This is a genomic window from Sphingobium sp. TomTYG46, from assembly GCF_055396345.1.
The window spans coordinates 832,974-850,501 of sequence record NZ_AP027324.1 but is presented as its reverse complement, the minus strand read 5'-3'; the positions used below and the strand labels follow the sequence as shown (position 1 = coordinate 850,501).

Here is a 17,528-nt window from a genome sequence, read left to right as displayed (position 1 = left end):
CCTTATTCCTCTCCCGCGGGCGGGAGAGGATACGCAGGCTTGGCGGCTTGTCCGCCTAGCCGAAGTTGGAGCGGGCTGTCTGGCCCACCCCGCTGCGACTAGGGCCTGCTACGCAGACCCAAGTCTCGCTGCCCCTCCCGCTTGCGGGAGGGGTAGTATCAATGCGCCTCTTTCGGCGTCTCCATGATCTCGGTCAGCACCCCGTTCATGTCCTTGGGGTGCACGAAGAAGATCAGCGTCCCATGCGCACCGATGCGTGGTTCACCCAGCACCTTCTTGCCGAGACCTTCAAACCAGGCCTTGGCTTCGTGAATATCGGGCACTTCATAGCACATATGATGCTGCCCACCCGCCGGGTTCTTGGCGATGAAGCCGTGGATCGGACTATTCTCACCCAAAGGCTCGATCAGTTCGATCTGCGTGCCTTCGGTCCCATTCTCACCCGGCGTATCGACGAAGCACACCTTCACCCCCTGCGCGGGCAGGTCGAACGGCTCATGCGTCAGTGTCGCGCCCATGACGTCGCGATAATAGGCGAGTGACGCTTCCAACGAAGGCGTCGCTACGCCGATATGGTTCAACCGTCCCAGTTTCATATCACTGCGCTCCCGACGATTTCCCAAACATGATGGATCTGGCATCTTGCACGAAATCCCAAGCCACCAATCCTCCCACGTCTATCCGCATTGCTTTGATCATTTGGCAAAAGTCCATGTAAGATTCTTCTGTCGAAAGCATCTCATGGCGGGAATAGGTTTCTAACGAACGGACCACGGCATCCGAACCGTGAAGTAATATCTTTGCCTTCGCTTCGATCGTTTTTTTGGTGGCTGCCAATCGCTCATGTGATCCCAAGGAGGCTTGAGACATTTCCGCTACTCCCTCCAAAAAAAGACCATAATCGCGTTGCCGGGATTCTCGAGTGTAACGGCGCCCATCTTGAACCCAACTCGTTAGCGACTGAATGCCCCCGCCAAGGACCGCCCCCAAAAAGCCAATGAATGCAGAGGTGAGTTCAGGAGCCATCAGAATCTCAAAGCGGAATATTATCGTGCTTCTTCCACGGATTCTCCAGGCTCTTGTTGGCCAGCTTGCGCAGGCCCAGAGCGATCCGCTTGCGGGTCGAATGCGGCTGGATCACCTCATCGATAAAGCCCTTGCTCGCCGCCACGAATGGGTTGGCGAAGCGATCTTCATATTCCTTGGTCTTGTCCGCGATCTCTTCGGGCGTCTTGCCGCGGAAGATGATCTCGACCGCCCCCTTCGCGCCCATCACGGCGATTTCGGCGGTCGGCCATGCATAATTCAAGTCGCCGCGCAGATGCTTGGAGGACATGACGTCATAGGCGCCGCCATAGGCCTTGCGCGTGATGACGGTGATCTTGGGCACGGTTGCTTCGGCATAGGCGAACAGCAGCTTGGCGCCATGCTTGATGATGCCCGAATGTTCCTGCGCAGTCCCCGGCAGGAAGCCCGGCACATCGACGAAGGTGACGATCGGAATTTCAAAAGCGTCGCAGAAGCGGACGAAGCGGCCCGCCTTCTTCGATGAATTAATGTCGAGCACCCCGGCAAGCACCATCGGCTGGTTTGCGATGATGCCCACGGTCTTGCCTTCGATCCGGCCGAAACCGCAGAGGATGTTGCCCGCATGGGCAGGCTGAACCTCGAAAAAGTCGCCCTCATCCACAACCTTGCGGATCAGCTCATGCATGTCATAGGGCTGGTTGGCATTGGCCGGGATCAGCGTGTCCAGGCTCTCTTCCATCCGGTCCCACGGATCAGCGCTCGGCCGATCGGGCACCGGTTCCCTGTTGGAAGCAGGCAAGAAGTCCACGAAATCGCGGGTCGCCAGCAGCGCCTCGATATCATTTTCGAACGCCACGTCCGCCACGCCCGACTTGGTGGTGTGCGTCACCGCGCCGCCCAGTTCTTCCTGCGTCACGATCTCATTGGTGACGGTCTTCACGACGTCAGGGCCGGTGACGAACATGAAGCTCGAATCTTTCACCATGAAGATGAAGTCGGTCATTGCTGGCGAGTAAACGGCGCCGCCAGCGCACGGCCCCATGATCACGCTGATCTGCGGCACCACGCCCGATGCCAGCACATTGCGCTGGAAAATCTCCGCATATCCCGCCAGCGAAGCCACGCCTTCCTGAATGCGTGCGCCACCGGAATCATTGAGGCCGATCACCGGCGCGCCAACCTTCAGCGCCATGTCCATGATCTTGCAGATCTTCATCGCGTGCCGTTCCGACACAGCGCCGCCATAGACGGTGAAGTCCTGGCTGAAGACGAAAACGAGTCGACCGTTGATCGTCCCGGATCCGACGACGACGCCGTCGCCCGGAATATGCTGCTCGTTCATGCCGAAGTCGACGCAATTATGCTCGACATACATGTCGACTTCTTCGAAGCTGTCTTCGTCCAGCAGGACTTCCAGACGCTCCCGTGCGGTCAGCTTGCCCTTGGCATGCTGCGCGTCGATACGGCGCTGGCCACCGCCCAGGCGCGCGGCCTCGCGCTTGGCTTCCAGCTGTTCGATAATGGCGAGCTTCGACATATAGAATATCTCTCCGGTGACGACACGGTCGGCTACATCTGCCCCCTTTCCCTTCTTTCGCAATTTTCGCAAATGCAAATTTGCCAATTTGCAAATCACGATTTCGCAAATTATGGGCGGAGGATGGCAAGAGGCAATCGTATTTTCGCAGGACCGCGTCTGCGGCAGCTAAGGTTGGACCACCGGATGGACCAGGCCACCATGGCGCAGGCGTTGGGGATTTCGGTGTCTTATCTCAGCCAGCTGGAAAATGACGAACGCCCCTTGACTGCCAAGGTCAAGGCCGCTGTGGCCAGCGCCTTTCCCACCGACTGGGCCAGTTTCGACAGTCGGGAGGAGGAACAGCTGCTGGGGGCGTTCACCTACGCGCTGGCGCATCCAGAGCTTCCCGGCCCTTTGATGGAGCCTGAGCGGGTGGAAAAGCTCCACCTGCAATTTCCCGAATTCGCGGCGCGCTACATCGACCTGTATAATGCCCATATGCGCGCCAATGAACGCATCAACATGATCGAGGAAGCGATCGCCAACGATCATGAAGTGCAGGCCCGCCTCCCTTGGGAAGCCGCGCGCGACTGGTTTCATGAGGCGGGCAATTATGTCCACGCGCTCGATTGCCTGGCGGAAGACATGGCCTCCAGCTTCACGGCCGGGCAAGTTCTGGACGAAGGCATGCTGGTGGAGGCTCTCGCCCGCCGCCACGGCATCGAAACATTGATCGCGGACACGCCCGATTCTGCCCTGCGCGCCTATTCATCGAACGATCGCCGCCTGTTCGTGAACGCGGCTCTCCCCACGGAAAGCCGCAAGTTCATGCTATCTCACCAGCTGATGATGCTGGAGGGACAGGCCGTGATTGCCGATGTCGTGAACCGGGCCGCCTTGCCGGTGGAAGGCGCCGACCGCCTCCTCGCCATCGGTTTGGGCAACTATGCCGCAGGAGCGCTGCTGATGCCCTATGCCCAATTCCGGCAAGCCGCGCGGGAAGTGCGCCATGACATAGATCGCCTCAGCCGTCGCTTCGGGGTGAGTTTCGAACAGGCCTGCCATCGCCTCTCAACCCTTCAGCGGCCCGGCCTGCGGGGCATCCCCTTCTTCTTCTGCCGCGTCGATATGGCGGGCAATATCACCAAAAGGCACAGCGCCACCCGCCTGCAATTCGCGCGTTTCGGTGGCGCCTGCCCTTTGTGGAACGTGCATGAAGCCGTCGCCATACCAGACCGCATCAATGTTCAGCTCGGCGAAACGCCGGACAGCGTGCGGTACGTATCCATGGCCAAGGGTTTGGTAAAGCCTTCGGGCAGCTATTCGCGCACCCCTCGCCGCTATGCCGTCGTCCTGGGATGCGAAGTCGCCCATGCGGCGAATTTCGTCTATGCTGACGGGCTACAGCTGGAGATGGAGGGGGCCGCCACCCCCATCGGCATAACCTGCCGCCTCTGCCCGCGCCAAAGTTGCGACCAGCGCGCCTTCCCGCCCGCCGACCGGCCGATCCGGGTCGATCCTGACAACCGCCAGATCGTGCCCTATTGGATCGGCTGATCCACCTCGCCAGCACCCAGCTTGCCGAAACTGGCCCTTTGCGGACTTCTCCGGCTGCTTAAGATCGGATTTATGGACCACGGCCTTTTTCACGGCGCCGAATTGCAGGCAGACCTAACGCGCGATGGCTTTGCCCGCATCGCGGGACCTTACATGCTGGCGATGCTGGAAGCCGATGAAGGATGCTGGGCGCAATTCGCCGATAGCTGGAACGACCTTGGTCCGGACTTCTATATGGCGGACGGGGGACGTTATCGTCGGCGGCGGCATGCCGCATTTCGCTGTGAACAGGGACATTTTACGCGCAAGCCCCACCAGCCACATTTCCAGAGCCGCGACTATAACCCGCTGAACGGAGACGTGCAGCGCTGGTTCGAGCCCGTCCATCAGGAGACGATCGACAATCCGGTCATGCAGGCAATCTTCCCTTTTTGCGCGGCGAACTTTGGAACCGGTGTCGCGCAGGAGTGGCATGTCGAAATGCACCAGTTCCGCATCGAAACGCGCGAGGATCATATCGGTCGCCCGACGCCTGAGGGACTCCACCGCGACGGAGTGGACTGGGTCCTCGTGATGCTGATCGAGCGGCGCAATGTGGACGAAGGCGTGACCCGCATCGGCGCGCCCGATGGTACGGCGCTGGGGGAGTTCACCCTCGCCCGGCCTGGGGACACGGTGCTGATCGACGACCGCCGCATCCTGCACGGCGTCACCGAAATCCGTCCAACCGATCCACGGCAAGCCGCGTGGCGCGATGCACTGGTCGTGACGTTCGCGGCGGCCCGCTGACCTATTTCAGCAGCACCAGTTCCTCGGCCATGCTGGGGTGAAGCGCAACGGTATCGTCAAACTGCTGCTTGGTCAGTCCCGCTTTCACCGCCACCGCCGCAGCCTGCAAAATCTCGGGCGAATCCGGCCCGATCATATGCAACCCGACCACGCGGTTTGTAGTCGCATCCACCACCATTTTGTACAGCGCACGTTCGTCCCGACCGGCAAGAACGTTCTTCATGGGGCGGAAGTCTGACGTATAGACCTTCACCGTCCCCAACTTGTTCTTCGCCTGGGCTTCGGTCAATCCTACGCCAGCCAGGGGCGGATGACTAAATACGGCGGACGGGACGCAGTCATAATCCACCGTCCTGGGATTGTCGCCAAACACCGTGTCGGCGAAAGCATGACCTTCCCGGATAGCCACCGGCGTCAATTGCAAACGGTTCGTAACGTCGCCGACCGCATAGATGCTCTCGCAACTCGTGCGGCTATATTCATCGACCTTGATCGCACCCTTGTCGTCCAGTTCCACGCCAGCATTTTCAAGGCCCAACCCCTCGACATGCGGCTGGCGTCCCGTCGCAAACATCACCGTGTCGCAGGCGATGGGGTCGCCATTGCTGAAATGCATGCAAAGCGTGCCATCGTCATTCTTCTCGATCCGCTCCATCTCCGCATTGAAGCGGAACTGGATGCCCTTCATCGTGGATATCTGCAGCAGCCGATCGCGGATCTGCTCGTCATAGCCGCGTAGCAGTTTCGAAGACCGGTTGACGATGGTCACATGGCTGCCTAGCTGATGGAAGATGCCAGCAAATTCATTGGCGATATAGCCACCGCCGACGATCACCATCCGCTTGGGCGCATCCTCCAGATGAAAGGCTTCGTTGGACGTGATGCCATGTTCCGCTCCCTCCATCTCGGGGATCGCGGGCCACGCGCCGGTCGCGATCAGGATATATCTGGCGCTGATTTCACGGCCGCTTGAGAGCTTCACCGAATGCGGCCCGGTGATCGTGGCGCGCTCGGAAATCAACTCGACCTTATGGCTCTCCAGCGTGTTCCTGTAGAGCCCCTCCAGACGATCGACATCAGCCAGCACATTGTCGCGCAGGACTTTCCATTCGAAATCGCAGTCGGGGACATGCCAGCCAAAGCGGCGCGCGTCCTTCAAGTCCTCGGCAAAATGCGCGCCATAGATGAGCAGCTTTTTGGGCACGCAACCGCGAATGACGCAGGTGCCGCCGACCCGATATTCCTCGGCGACCGCGACCTTGGCTCCATGCGCCGCCGCCACGCGCGATGCCCGGACGCCGCCGGAACCTGCGCCGATGACGAAAAGGTCGAAGTCATAGTCGCTCATGCTGGTCTCCGCTGGATTGCTGCCGGATATGGCGGCTATCCAGCGGAGTTACAATCATCTTAGGACGCTACGCGCCGCCTAACGCCAGCTCGATCAGCGCCATGGTAGAAGGGTCAAAGCCCTTTGCGCCTTCCGCTTCGATCGACTTGGCGATCTCCTTGCCCAGTTCGACTCCGAACTGATCGAACGGATTGATCCCCATCAGCACGGCATTGGCGAAGGTCCGATGCTCATAAAAGGCGATCAGCGCGCCCAGGGCATCGGGCGTCACATCCTCCAGCAGGATAGTGGTGGACGGCCGATTGCCCGGATAGGCGCGCGCCGGATCGCCGGGATTGTCCTTGCCCCGCATCAGGGCCGCACCCTGCGCAAAGCAATTGACCAGCAAAGCACGATGATGCGCCGGGTCCAGCGCGTGACCCGGCTCTATCGAAGCAACGAACTCGACCGGCGCCACGATTGTCCCCTGATGCAGCAGCTGGAACACGGCATGCTGCGCGTCCGTGCCGACCCCGCCCCATGTAATCGGCGCAGTCGGCCCATCCACCGGCTGACCATCGCGTGTCACGCTCTTGCCATTGCTCTCCATCTCCAACTGCTGGAGATAGGATGGCAGCAGCCGCAGCCGCTCGTCATAGGCGAACAGCGCGCGCGTCTGGCACCCCATGAAGCGGGCATAATATTGGTCCACAAAAGCCGCGATCAGGGGAGCGTTATGAGCAGGATCGGACAGCCGGAAATGCCGATCCATGGCCGCCGCGCCCTCCAGCAGGCTTTCAAACGCATCCCAGCCAAGCGCCAGCGCAGCCGGGAAGCCGATGGACGACCAGAGTGAATAGCGACCGCCTACTGTCTCTGAGAAAGGCAGAATACGCGTTTCATCCACGCCCCATTCGATCGCTTTGTCGGGATTGGCGGTCAGCGCAATCACCTTGCCATAAGGATCGTCCACCCCGGCCTCGACAAGCCAGTTGATCGCGCTCGCGGCGTTCAGCATGGTTTCGGTGGTGGTGAAGGTTTTGGACGCAATGGCGATCAGTGTTGCTTCCGGATCAAAGCGCGAAATCGCCCGCTCCAGCGCGGTCCCGTCAACATTGGACACGATCGCTACATCATAGCGCGCGCCGTCGCCCTCCAGTGCGTCGATGATGAGGTCAGGTCCCAGCGCCGACCCGCCGATGCCGATGTGCAGGATATGACGGATCGGGCCTAGCGCCTCCCCCTCGATCGCGTCGATCAGGGCGCGCATGCGGGCATGCAGCATCTTCGCGCGCGACACGCTTTCGGCATTGCCTTCGCCCCGTTCCGCGGGATGTTCGGCCGCGCGGCCTTCGCTATTATTGATTGGCTCGCCCGCGAAAAAGGCGTCACGCCATTTGGCGAAGTCCTTCTCCTCGGCCAGCTTCAGAAAGCCATCCAGCAGATCGCTGGTCAAATGGGTCTTGGACCAGTCGAAACGGATAGGCCCCTGGGTCAGCGTGAACTTGCTCAGCCGGTTCGGGTCCGCCGTGAAGATGGACTTCAATTCGGGCTGCGGGATGGCCGCAATGGCCTCCAGTGCAGGGCTGGACATGGAAGGGTAAATCCTCTTTTTCCGTGGTTAGCGACGACGCCGCTCCTGTCGATTCTCCCGTCTCTTACCCAAGCGTAACGGCCAATGCACCGCCCGCTATGCTTGACGGCGGGTTTACAACGCAGCAAAAGCCGCAACGGCCTGTTTTCAAGGCGGATCGAAGGACTAGACAATATAGCATGAGCGCAAAATCCGAAACGCGGGACTTCCTTTGGTTTCTCGCTAAGCTGGCGGTGTTCGTCTTTGTCCTGCGCAGCTTTATCGTCTCTCCGTTCAATATACCGTCTGAATCGATGCAGCCCCGCCTGCTGATCGGTGACTATCTGCTCGTCGCCAAATGGCCTTATGGCTATTCGCGCTACTCGCTGCCCTTCAACCTGCCGTTGATCCCTGGCCGCATTCTCGCATCCACGCCGAAGCGCGGCGATGTGGTGGTTTTCAAGGCGCCGCCGAGCCAGAAGGTTGATTATATCAAGCGGGTGATCGGCCTGCCCGGCGACATGATCTCGGTACGCGGGGGCACGGTTTACCTCAACGGCCAGGCCATTCGGAAACAGAGGGTCGCCGATCTCGTCATCCCCGTCTCACCTAACATGGTCGATGCCGCAGCCAAGGAGGGCAGCCCGTCCCCCTGTTACCGCCCGAAGTTTGAGGAAGATGCAGCGGGTGGCGGGCGTCAGTGCCGTTATCCGCAATATCGTGAAACATTGCCGGGCGGCAAAAGCTACAACGTCCTCGACCTCGTCCCCGACGGCGCGGCCGATGACCGCGACACGGTGCTGGTGCCTGAAGGCCATCTGTTCATGATGGGCGACAATCGTGATCGCAGCGCGGACAGCCGCTTCCCGGCGGTCGAAGGCGGCGGCATCGGGCTGGTGCCGGAGGAAAATCTGGTTGGAAAGGCGATGATTTCCGTCTTCTCCACCGATGGCAGCGCCAATTGGCTCCTCCCCTGGACATGGTTTACCGCAGCGCGCTGGAACCGGATCGGGGAAGGCTTTTGACCAAGGCCGACACGTCTGGCTGGCTCGCCGGGCTGATCGGACGAGCGCCGAAGGACGAGGCGCCTTTCCGTCAGGCGCTTACCCACGGCAGCGCCAATGCCGTCAATTATGAGCGGCTGGAATTTCTCGGTGATCGGGTGCTTGGCCTGATCGTGTCCGAATGGGTTTATGAGCGTTTCGCCGGAGAACCCGAAGGCAAGCTGTCGCGCCGCTTCAACGCGCTGGTGTCGGGTGAAACCTGCGCCGAAGTAGCACGCGCGGCTGGCGTCCCCCCGCATCTCATCCTCGGCAAACAAGCCCGCGACGACGGCGCGGTCGACAGCGACAATGTGTTGGGTGACGTCATGGAGGCACTGATTGGCGCGCTTTATCTGGAAGCAGGCATTGACGATGCCCGCGGGCTAGTCCGCCGCCTTTGGGCCAACCGGGTCGACACGCAGGAAAGCGCGCCCAAGCATCCCAAGTCCACCCTTCAGGAATGGGCCGCCGCCAACCGCCGCAAGCCCCCGGAATATGCGATGACCGATCGATCCGGGCCACACCATGCGCTGCGCTTCACGGTGACGGTGAGCATCAAGGGCGCAGGTGAAGCGAGCGCTACGGGGGGAAGCAAGCAAGAGGCGGAGACGGCTGCGGCGAAGGCATTGTTGGATAAGCTAAACGGCTGAACCCCGTCTTCCAACGTGCTACTTATCCCCGCTCGCCCTGAGCTTGTCGAAGGGCTTCACTTCCCTTCTTCGAGCCACCATGCCCTTCTACACCTACATGCTCCATTGCAGCGATCGCAGCTTTTACACCGGCCACACGGATCATTTGCAAACCCGGATCGCTCAGCATGAAGTCGGCGCGATCCCTGGCCACACGCAAAACCGTCGCCCGGTAAAACTGGTCTGGTCGCAGGAGTTCGGAACACGTATGGAGGCGCTAGAAGCTGAACGCCAAATCAAGGGTTGGAGCAGAGCCAAAAAGCTCGCTCTGATCCGAGAAGATTGGAGACTAGTCTCCACATTGGCGCGCCCAAAATTAAAGTAGAGCCCTTCGACAAGCTCAGGGCGAACGGAGTTTTTGTTTGACGATTGATCTTGAATCCCAACGCTGCGGCGTCATCGCCATAGTCGGCGCCCCCAACGCTGGTAAATCCACGCTCGTCAACGCCCTGGTCGGCCAAAAGGTCGCGATCACCAGCCCCAAGGCGCAGACGACCCGCACCCGCGTCATGGGCGTCGCTATCGAAGGCGACACGCAGATTGTACTGGTCGACACCCCCGGCATCTTCGCGCCCAAGCGCCGCCTCGACCGCGCGATGGTTCAGGCCGCATGGGGCGGCGCGCAAGGCGCAGACCTGATCGCATTGATTGTCGATGGCAAAGCGGGCCTCGGCTCAAAGATGGAGCCGATCATCGAGGCGCTGACACACCGGCCCGAACGCAAATGGCTGATCCTCAACAAGGTCGATATCGCCATAAAGGAGAAGCTGCTGGTCCACACCCAGAAGCTCTACGAACGAATTGGCTTCGAAGAGACATTCTTCATCAGCGCCGCGACCGGCGACGGCCTGCCCGAGCTCAAGACCGCTTTCGCCAATGCCATGCCCGAAGGCCCCTGGCACTTTCCGGAAGATCAGGTCTCCGACGCAACCGACCGCATGTTGGCCGCCGAAATCACGCGCGAGCAGCTTTATCATCAGCTTCACGCCGAACTGCCTTACGCGGCCGCGGTCGATACGGAACAGTATAAGGAACGCGAGGATGGCTCGGTCGAAATCCACCAGCAGATTCTGGTCGGACGATCCAGCCAGCGTGCCATCGTGCTGGGCAAGGGCGGTCAGCGCCTCAAGGAAATCGGTTCAAAGGCTCGCGCCGAACTGGCGCAGCTGATGGGCGTCAAGGTCCACCTCTACCTTCACGTCAAGGTGAAGGAAGATTGGGAAGACGACCGCTTCATCTACCGCGACATCGGGTTGGATTGGGTGGAATAACCGGATAATGCAATGTGCTCCTGCGCAGGCAGGAGCCCCGTCCAATCGTCAGAACTGGGCTCCTGCCTGCGCAGGAGCACAAAAGCTCTACTCCGCCGCCGCCTTCTTTTTCGCAGGCGCCTTCTTGGCAGCAGGCTTCTTCGCCGCAGCCTTTTTCGCCGGAGCCTTCTTTTTCCCCTTCTTCGCAGGCGCCGCAGCCGCCCGCGCATCGATCAACTGTGCCGCTTCCTCCAGCGTCAATGCGTCCTGCTCGATCGTCTTGGGCAAGGTCGCATTGGTCGTGCCATCAGTGACATACGGCCCATAGCGCCCCGCCATCAGCTTGATCTCAGCCTCGGTACGCGGATGCTTGCCCAGCACCTTAAGCGGCTCACGCGACGCGCCACCGCGCCCGCCCTTGTTCGCCGCATCGGCCAGCTTGGCGACGGCGCTATTCATCCCCACCTCGAAAATCTCGGCGGTGGATGACAGTCGCCCATATTTGCCGTCGTGCAGCAGATAAGGCCCAAAGCGTCCAATATTCGCAACGATCGGCTTGCCCGTTTCCGGATGCAGCCCGACCTCACGCGGCAGGCTCAATAGCTTCACCGCCCAATCCAGCGTCATTTCTCCATCCGGCAAGTCCTTGGGAATCGAACCGCGCTTGGCCTCCTTGCCCTCGCCCATTTCGATATAGGGACCAAAGCGCCCGGACTTGCGCACGATGTCCTGCCCGGTTTCGGGATGCTGCCCCAGCACCTCCGGCCCCTTGTCATCACCGCCATCACTGCCGCCCGGTTGCCCGAACTTGCGCGTAAATTTGCACTCCGGATAGTTGGAGCAGGCGATGAACGCGCCGAACCGGCCGCCGCGCAATGCCAGCTGTCCGTCGCCGCACATCGGGCAGGCACGCGGATTGCTGCCGTCAGCCTTCGGCGGGAACAGCATCGGTTCCAGGAATTTGTCCAGTTCCGCCGTTATGTCCGACGGCTTCTGCTCCATCACCTCGGCGGTCTTGGGCTTGAAGTCGCGCCAGAAGGCCTCCAAAACGGCCTGCCACTGTGCACGGCCGCCAGAAATTTCGTCCAGCTCGTCTTCAAGGCCCGCCGTGAAGTCGTAGCTGACATAACGCTCAAAGAAGCGCTCCAGGAACGCCGTCACCAGCCGTCCGCTTTCCTCGGCGAAGAAGCGGTTCTTCTCGACCCGCACATAGTCGCGGTCCTTCAGCACCTGCAGAGTCGAGGCATAGGTGGAAGGCCGCCCGATGCCCAGTTCCTCCAGCTTCTTGACCAGCGACGCTTCCGAATAACGCGGCGGCGGCTGGGTGAAATGTTGCTCGGCCGTCACCTTCTTCTTGGCAGGCGCGTCGCCCGCCACGAGACGCGGCAGCAGCTTGCTGTCGTCATCCTCGGCATCATCGCGCCCTTCTTCGTAGAGCGCGAGGAAGCCCGGAAAGATCACCACCTGACCTGTCGCGCGCAGCGCGTGCTGCCCCGTGCCATCGACCAGATCGATCACCGTCCGCTCCAGCCGCGCCGAAGCCATCTGGCTCGCCAGTGCACGCTTGAAGATCAGGTCGTAGAGCCGCGCATGATCGCCCGAACCCACCTTGTCGCGGCCGAACTCGGTCGGACGAATGGCTTCGTGCGCTTCCTGCGCATTTTTGGCCTTGGTCTGATATTGGCGCGGCTTCTCCGGCAAATATCCGCCGTCATAACGTTCTGCGATCGCCTTGCGCGCGGCGGAAATGGCGCTGCCATCCATCTGCACACCGTCGGTACGCATGTAAGTAATCGCGCCGTCCTCATAGAGTTGCTGCGCGATCCGCATCGTATGGCTGGCGGAGAAGCCAAGCTTGCGCGCGGCTTCCTGCTGCAATGTCGATGTCGTGAACGGCGCGGGAGGATTACGCGAAACGGGTTTCGTCTCGACCTTCTCGACGGTGAAGCGCCCGGCCTCCACGTCCGCCTTCGCGGCCATGGCGTCGCCTTCCTTGCCGATTGTCAGGCGATCGATCTTCTCGCCCTTCCAACGCACCAGACGAGCGGTAAAGCCCTGACCGCCCTGCTCCATCTCGGCCGCGACGGACCAATATTCCTGAGCGATGAAGCTCTCAATCTCACGCTCGCGATCGACCACCAGCCGCAGTGCGACCGATTGCACGCGCCCCGCCGACTTGGCGCCGGGCAGCTTGCGCCACAGCACGGGCGAGAGCGTAAAGCCCACCAGATAGTCGAGCGCCCGCCGCGCCCGATAGGCGTCGATCAAATCCTCATCCAGCGCCCGTGGCTTCGCCATCGCGTCCAGCACTGCGGCCTTGGTGATCGCGTTGAAGGTCACCCGGTCCACGGTCGCGGGCAGCGCCTTCTTCGCGCGCAGCACTTCCTGCACATGCCAGCTGATCGCTTCACCTTCGCGATCAGGGTCAGTCGCCAGGATCAAGCGCGTCGCCTTCTTCGCCTCATCGGCAATGGCTTTCAGCTGCTTGCCCTTGTCCCCATAATTTTCCCACGACATCGCAAAGCCATTGTCCGGGTCCACTGACCCGTCCTTGGGCGGCAGGTCGCGGATATGGCCATAGCTGGCGAGGACGTGGAAATCGCCGCCCAGATATTTCTCGATGGTCTTCGCCTTGGCAGGCGATTCAACGATGACAAGCTGCATTAATGCCCCGGTTTTTGAGTTCTCTCACGTACACGCGCGAGTCTGGAAGGCGGCGGCACCCCGCGTCAAGAGCATCACGACAGGCTTACCTTGCCGCCCGCACGACGTTCCAGCCGTCCTGCCAGTTCCAACTCCAGCAGCACGGTCTGAACGATGGCTGGGGAAAGGCTGGATAGACGAATGACCTCGTCCACAGGCACCGGCGCATGACCCAGCAGACCCAGAACGACCTCCCGCTCCTGCGCCGCCACATCCGACGATATCGGCGCGCCACTGAAGTCGAGCAGCCCCTGCCGCACCATGCGCGCGTCGATGCCTCCAATTGCCTCGATCACGTCCGCGCCATTCTGCACCAGCGTCGCGCCTTCGCGGATCAGGTGATTGCAACCCTGCGCCCGTGGATCGGCTGGCGATCCCGGCACCGCCATGACCTCTCGTCCGGCCTCGACAGCCAGACGCGCGGTGATGAGGGAGCCCGACTTCGGCGCCGCTTCCACGACCACCGTCCCCGCGGCCAGTCCAGCGATGATACGATTCCGCGCCGGAAAGTGACGCGCGAGCGGCTGCGTACCGGGAGGATGCTCCGTCACCAGCAAACCCTCACTCGCCACCTGCTCCTGCAAGTCGCCATTTTCCGGCGGAAACACGACATCGATGCCGCAGGCGATAACCGCGATCGTTCCGGTTCCCACCGACCCTTGATGCGCGGCCGTATCGATACCCCTCGCAAGGCCCGACACCACCACCGCGCCCTGCTGCCCCAATTCCTGCGCCAGCGTTCGCGCGAAGCGGCAAGCGGCGGCAGAAGCGTTGCGAGCCCCTACCATGGCCACACACTGCCGCCCGGTTAGGCCAACATCGCCGCGCACGATCAACGCAGGCGGCGAACCATCCATCTGCTCCAGCAGAAAGGGATAGTCCTGATCCCCCATCAGCAGGTAGCGCGCGCCGAGCGCCCGGCTGCGGGCTATCTCCTGCTCGACGGCACCTGCGTCCGCCACAGCCGCCTTCCCACCGCCCCGCGCGGCAAGCTCCGGCACCGCCCGCAAAGCATCTCCCGCCTTTCCGAAGCGCGCCATCAACTGCCGGAAAGTAACCGGCCCGATGCGGGGCGAACGGATCAGGCGGAGGCGATCGAACCGCTCCTGCTCGCTCACTCTTTGGCAGCCCCGATCTTGGGCTCGGTCCCCTTCGCAAGCCGCGCGATATTGGCCCGGTGCCGCCACAACAGGATCAGCGTCATTGCCAACGCTACAGGAACCAGATCAAACCGCCCCATGAACCACAACGCGACCGGGGCGCTGATCCCCGCCGCCATGCCTCCGACTGAAGACCTTTTCGTCCCGAACAGCGCCCCCAGCCATACAAGCGCAAACACTATTCCCGCGGGCCAGTGCAGCGAGGTCACCACGCCCATCATCGTCGCCACGCCCTTGCCGCCCGCAAAACGCAGCCACACAGGATAGCAATGCCCGATAAAGGCCATCGCCCCCGCCATCGGCCCGCCATTGTCGATCAACGCCGCGCCGATCAGTACGGCCGCCGCCCCCTTCAGCAGGTCAAGCAGCAAGGTCGCCGCCGCAAGCCCCTTGCGCCCCGTTCGCAGCACATTGGTCGCGCCGATATTTCCCGACCCGATCTGCCGCAAATCCCCGGCACCCGTGATGCGCGTCAATAGCAGACCAAAGGGTATGGACCCCAGCAGATAGGATATCAGCAGGACGAATGCGGGAAGTAGCCAGGGAGGGTTCATGATCTCGCCGAAATGATTGCGGCGCGACCATAGCGTTGCCGCTGCCGGGGGCAAGCTTTGCATTTTCTCTGACGCCGACGGTTGCTCCGAAATATTGACAGCCTCATCCTCACCCGCGACATGTGCGCCATAATGAAGGTCGCCCCATCAGCCCCCCTGCTCTTCTTCGATTCCGGCGTCGGCGGGCTTTCCATCCTCGCGCCAGCACGGGCAGCGTTGCCCAACGCCCCTATCGTCTACGCTGCCGACAGCGCAGGCTTCCCCTATGGGACGAAGAGCGAGGCGGAGATTGCCGCCCGCGTGCCCGCACTGCTCGGTCGCTTGGTCGAACGCTTCCGCCCCCGCCTTGCCGTAATCGCCTGCAACACCGCCTCGACCATCGCGCTGTCCGCTGTCCGCGCCGCGCTCGACATCCCTGTCGTCGGCACCGTCCCTGCGATCAAGCCCGCCGCGCTTCTTTCAAAAAGCCGCGTATTCGGCGTGCTAGGCACCGACGCCACCGTGCGCCAGCCCTATGTAGACCGCCTCACCGCCGAGTTCGGAGCAGACTGCACCGTCCTGCGCCACGGTTCCGCCGCCCTTGTCCAGCTGGCCGAAGCCAAGCTGCGCGGCGAGCCTTTGAACCCCGCGATCGCCCGCGACGCTCTTGCTGGCCTTCTCGATCAGCCCGGCGGCGACCTTATGGACACGGTCGTCCTCGCCTGCACGCACTTCCCGCTGGTGGAGGCAGAGCTCGCGGCCGCCGCACCCAGGTCCCTCACCTTCGTCCATGGCGGAGAGGGCATTGCGCGCCGCATCGCCTACCTGACACAGGGACAGGATTGGCCAGCCCCCCCCCCGTCCGGAAAAGCCGTGTTCACGCGCCTCGACAATAGGGTGGCGGCGCTCGCTCCCGCGCTCGTCGACTTCGGCCTTACCCAGATGGAAGCGCTTTAAGGGGTGAGACCTTTGGTCCACTCCCAATTTCCTCTATCATCATGATAGGTATTTCTCCCTAACGCTGCGAACGGTTATCGCTGGTAATGAAGCGCGGCAGTAGGTAAACGCCCGCAAGAGGGGAATGCGGGCCACTAAGGGACTAGGGCGTTACGTGAACTACAAGCATATCTTCGCGCAGGCGATCGACCGGCTTCACAGCGAAGGCCGCTACCGCGTGTTCATCGATATTCTGCGGAACAAGGGTGCCTTCCCTAACGCCCGCTGCTTCCACGGCCATAATGGCCCGAAGCCGATCACCGTCTGGTGTTCCAACGACTATCTCGCGATGGGGCAACACCCCAAGGTCGTCGCCGCGATGGAAGAGGCGCTGCACGATGTCGGCGCAGGCTCCGGCGGCACCCGCAACATCGGTGGCAACACCCATTATCATGTCGATCTGGAAGCCGAACTGGCCGATCTGCATGGCAAGGAAGCAGCCCTGCTCTTCACGTCCGGCTATGTGTCGAATGAGGCGGCGCTCTCCACCCTCGCCAAGCTGCTGCCCGGTTGCATCGTGTTTTCCGACGAGTTGAACCACGCGTCGATGATCGCGGGCATCCGCAATTCCGGCTGTGAAAAGCGCGTATTCCGCCACAATGACGTCGATCATCTGCGCGAGTTGCTCGCCGCAGAAGATCCAGACGCGCCCAAGCTGATCGCTTTTGAAAGCGTCTATTCGATGGACGGCGACGTCGCCCCCATCGCCGCGATCTGCGACCTGGCCGATGAATTCAACGCGCTCACCTATCTGGACGAAGTCCATGCGGTTGGTATGTACGGCGCGCATGGCGGCGGCATTTCCGAACGTGACGATGTCGCGCATCGCCTGACGATCATCGAAGGTACGCTGGGCAAGGCTTTCGGCGTCATGGGCGGCTATATCACGGCCGATCAAATGATCGTCGATGTGATCCGCAGCTACGCACCGGGTTTCATCTTCACGACGTCGCTCTCGCCCGTCCTTGTCGCGGGCGTCCTCGCGAGTGTCCGCCACCTCAAGCAATCGAACGAAGAGCGCGAAGGCCAGCAGGTCGCCGCTGCTACGCTCAAGCGTTTGATGGCGGAATCGGGCTTGCCGGTCATGCCGTCCGTCACCCACATCGTCCCGCTGATGGTCGGCGATCCAGTCAAGGCCAAGCGGATCAGCGACATCCTGCTCGCCGAATATGGCGCCTATGTGCAGCCCATCAACTATCCCACCGTCCCGCGCGGCACCGAGCGACTGCGCTTCACGCCCGGCCCCGCGCATACGGTGGAGATGATGCAGGACCTGGTTCAGGCGCTGGTCGAAATCTGGGATCGGCTGGAGCTGGAACTCAAGAAGGCCGCCTAACCGGACCTCTTGCGGAACAATAGG

Annotated in this window: 16 protein-coding genes; 8 read left to right on the top strand and 8 right to left on the bottom strand. The window is 61.6% G+C overall.

Annotated elements, in window-relative coordinates:
* Positions 1-158: 158 nt before the first annotated feature.
* The 3 genes from mce to ACZ5YV_RS04355 are packed head-to-tail and all read right to left on the bottom strand — an operon-like array spanning position 159 to position 2,566.
* Positions 159-596 carry a methylmalonyl-CoA epimerase gene (gene mce, locus ACZ5YV_RS04365; RefSeq protein WP_097091519.1) on the bottom strand — a complete coding sequence of 146 codons (438 nt, stop codon included), beginning with the start codon at positions 594-596 and terminating at the stop codon, positions 159-161.
* 1 nt (position 597) lies between these two features.
* On the bottom strand, positions 598-1,026 hold the full coding sequence (locus tag ACZ5YV_RS04360) for a hypothetical protein (protein ID WP_464788743.1): 429 nt from the start codon (positions 1,024-1,026) through the stop codon (positions 598-600).
* Positions 1,027-1,033: 7 nt separating this feature from the next.
* Entirely contained in the window at positions 1,034-2,566 is a 1,533-nt protein-coding gene (locus ACZ5YV_RS04355) for an acyl-CoA carboxylase subunit beta (protein WP_464789143.1), read from the bottom strand.
* A gap of 123 nt (positions 2,567-2,689) precedes the next feature.
* Here ACZ5YV_RS04355 and ACZ5YV_RS04350 point away from each other — a divergent pair, with 123 nt between their 5' ends.
* Positions 2,690-4,105 carry a helix-turn-helix domain-containing protein gene (locus tag ACZ5YV_RS04350; protein ID WP_464788742.1) on the top strand — a complete coding sequence of 472 codons (1,416 nt, stop codon included), beginning with the start codon at positions 2,690-2,692 and terminating at the stop codon, positions 4,103-4,105.
* A 72-nt stretch (positions 4,106-4,177) separates the two neighbouring features.
* On the top strand, positions 4,178-4,894 hold the full coding sequence (locus ACZ5YV_RS04345) for a 2OG-Fe dioxygenase family protein (protein ID WP_464788741.1): 717 nt from the start codon (positions 4,178-4,180) through the stop codon (positions 4,892-4,894).
* Between the two features lies 1 nt (position 4,895).
* Here the strand turns inward: ACZ5YV_RS04345 and gor are convergent, their stop codons facing one another.
* On the bottom strand, positions 4,896-6,242 hold the full coding sequence (gor, locus tag ACZ5YV_RS04340; RefSeq protein ID WP_464788740.1) for a glutathione-disulfide reductase: 1,347 nt from the start codon (positions 6,240-6,242) through the stop codon (positions 4,896-4,898).
* A gap of 67 nt (positions 6,243-6,309) precedes the next feature.
* Complete coding sequence (gene pgi, locus ACZ5YV_RS04335) at positions 6,310-7,815, bottom strand: glucose-6-phosphate isomerase (RefSeq protein WP_464788739.1); 1,506 nt, start codon at positions 7,813-7,815, stop codon at positions 6,310-6,312.
* 179 nt (positions 7,816-7,994) lie between these two features.
* On the opposite strand from pgi, the gene lepB reads away from it, so the two are divergent.
* From lepB to era, 4 genes are all read left to right on the top strand, one after another.
* Entirely contained in the window at positions 7,995-8,819 is an 825-nt protein-coding gene (lepB, locus tag ACZ5YV_RS04330) for a signal peptidase I (protein ID WP_464788738.1), read from the top strand.
* Complete coding sequence (gene rnc / locus ACZ5YV_RS04325) at positions 8,774-9,487, top strand: ribonuclease III (RefSeq protein ID WP_464788737.1); 714 nt, start codon at positions 8,774-8,776, stop codon at positions 9,485-9,487. Before lepB ends, rnc begins: the two co-directional genes overlap by 46 nt.
* Before the next feature lie 79 nt (positions 9,488-9,566).
* Positions 9,567-9,851 carry a GIY-YIG nuclease family protein gene (locus ACZ5YV_RS04320; RefSeq protein ID WP_464788736.1) on the top strand — a complete coding sequence of 95 codons (285 nt, stop codon included), beginning with the start codon at positions 9,567-9,569 and terminating at the stop codon, positions 9,849-9,851.
* Positions 9,852-9,888: 37 nt separating this feature from the next.
* Positions 9,889-10,797 (top strand): GTPase Era, encoded by a 909-nt coding sequence (era, locus tag ACZ5YV_RS04315; protein ID WP_464788735.1) that lies wholly within the window; start codon positions 9,889-9,891, stop codon positions 10,795-10,797.
* A gap of 87 nt (positions 10,798-10,884) precedes the next feature.
* Here the strand turns inward: era and topA are convergent, their stop codons facing one another.
* The 3 genes from topA to plsY form a co-directional block, all read right to left on the bottom strand.
* On the bottom strand, positions 10,885-13,440 hold the full coding sequence (gene topA, locus ACZ5YV_RS04310; protein ID WP_464788734.1) for a type I DNA topoisomerase: 2,556 nt from the start codon (positions 13,438-13,440) through the stop codon (positions 10,885-10,887).
* A gap of 74 nt (positions 13,441-13,514) precedes the next feature.
* Positions 13,515-14,597, bottom strand: a complete 1,083-nt coding sequence (gene dprA, locus ACZ5YV_RS04305) for a DNA-processing protein DprA (protein ID WP_464788733.1) — start codon at positions 14,595-14,597, stop codon at positions 13,515-13,517.
* Positions 14,594-15,193: a glycerol-3-phosphate 1-O-acyltransferase PlsY gene (gene plsY, locus ACZ5YV_RS04300; protein WP_464788732.1), complete on the bottom strand. Its 600-nt coding sequence runs from the start codon at positions 15,191-15,193 to the stop codon at positions 14,594-14,596. The genes dprA and plsY overlap by 4 nt, the downstream gene beginning before the upstream one ends.
* A 132-nt stretch (positions 15,194-15,325) precedes the next feature.
* Between plsY and murI the strand changes: the two genes are divergently transcribed.
* Together murI and hemA are read left to right on the top strand one after the other, a co-directional pair.
* Positions 15,326-16,129: a glutamate racemase gene (gene murI / locus ACZ5YV_RS04295; protein ID WP_464788731.1), complete on the top strand. Its 804-nt coding sequence runs from the start codon at positions 15,326-15,328 to the stop codon at positions 16,127-16,129.
* 154 nt (positions 16,130-16,283) lie between these two features.
* Positions 16,284-17,504 carry a 5-aminolevulinate synthase gene (gene hemA, locus ACZ5YV_RS04290; RefSeq protein ID WP_464788730.1) on the top strand — a complete coding sequence of 407 codons (1,221 nt, stop codon included), beginning with the start codon at positions 16,284-16,286 and terminating at the stop codon, positions 17,502-17,504.
* The last annotated feature ends 24 nt before the right edge of the window (positions 17,505-17,528 follow it).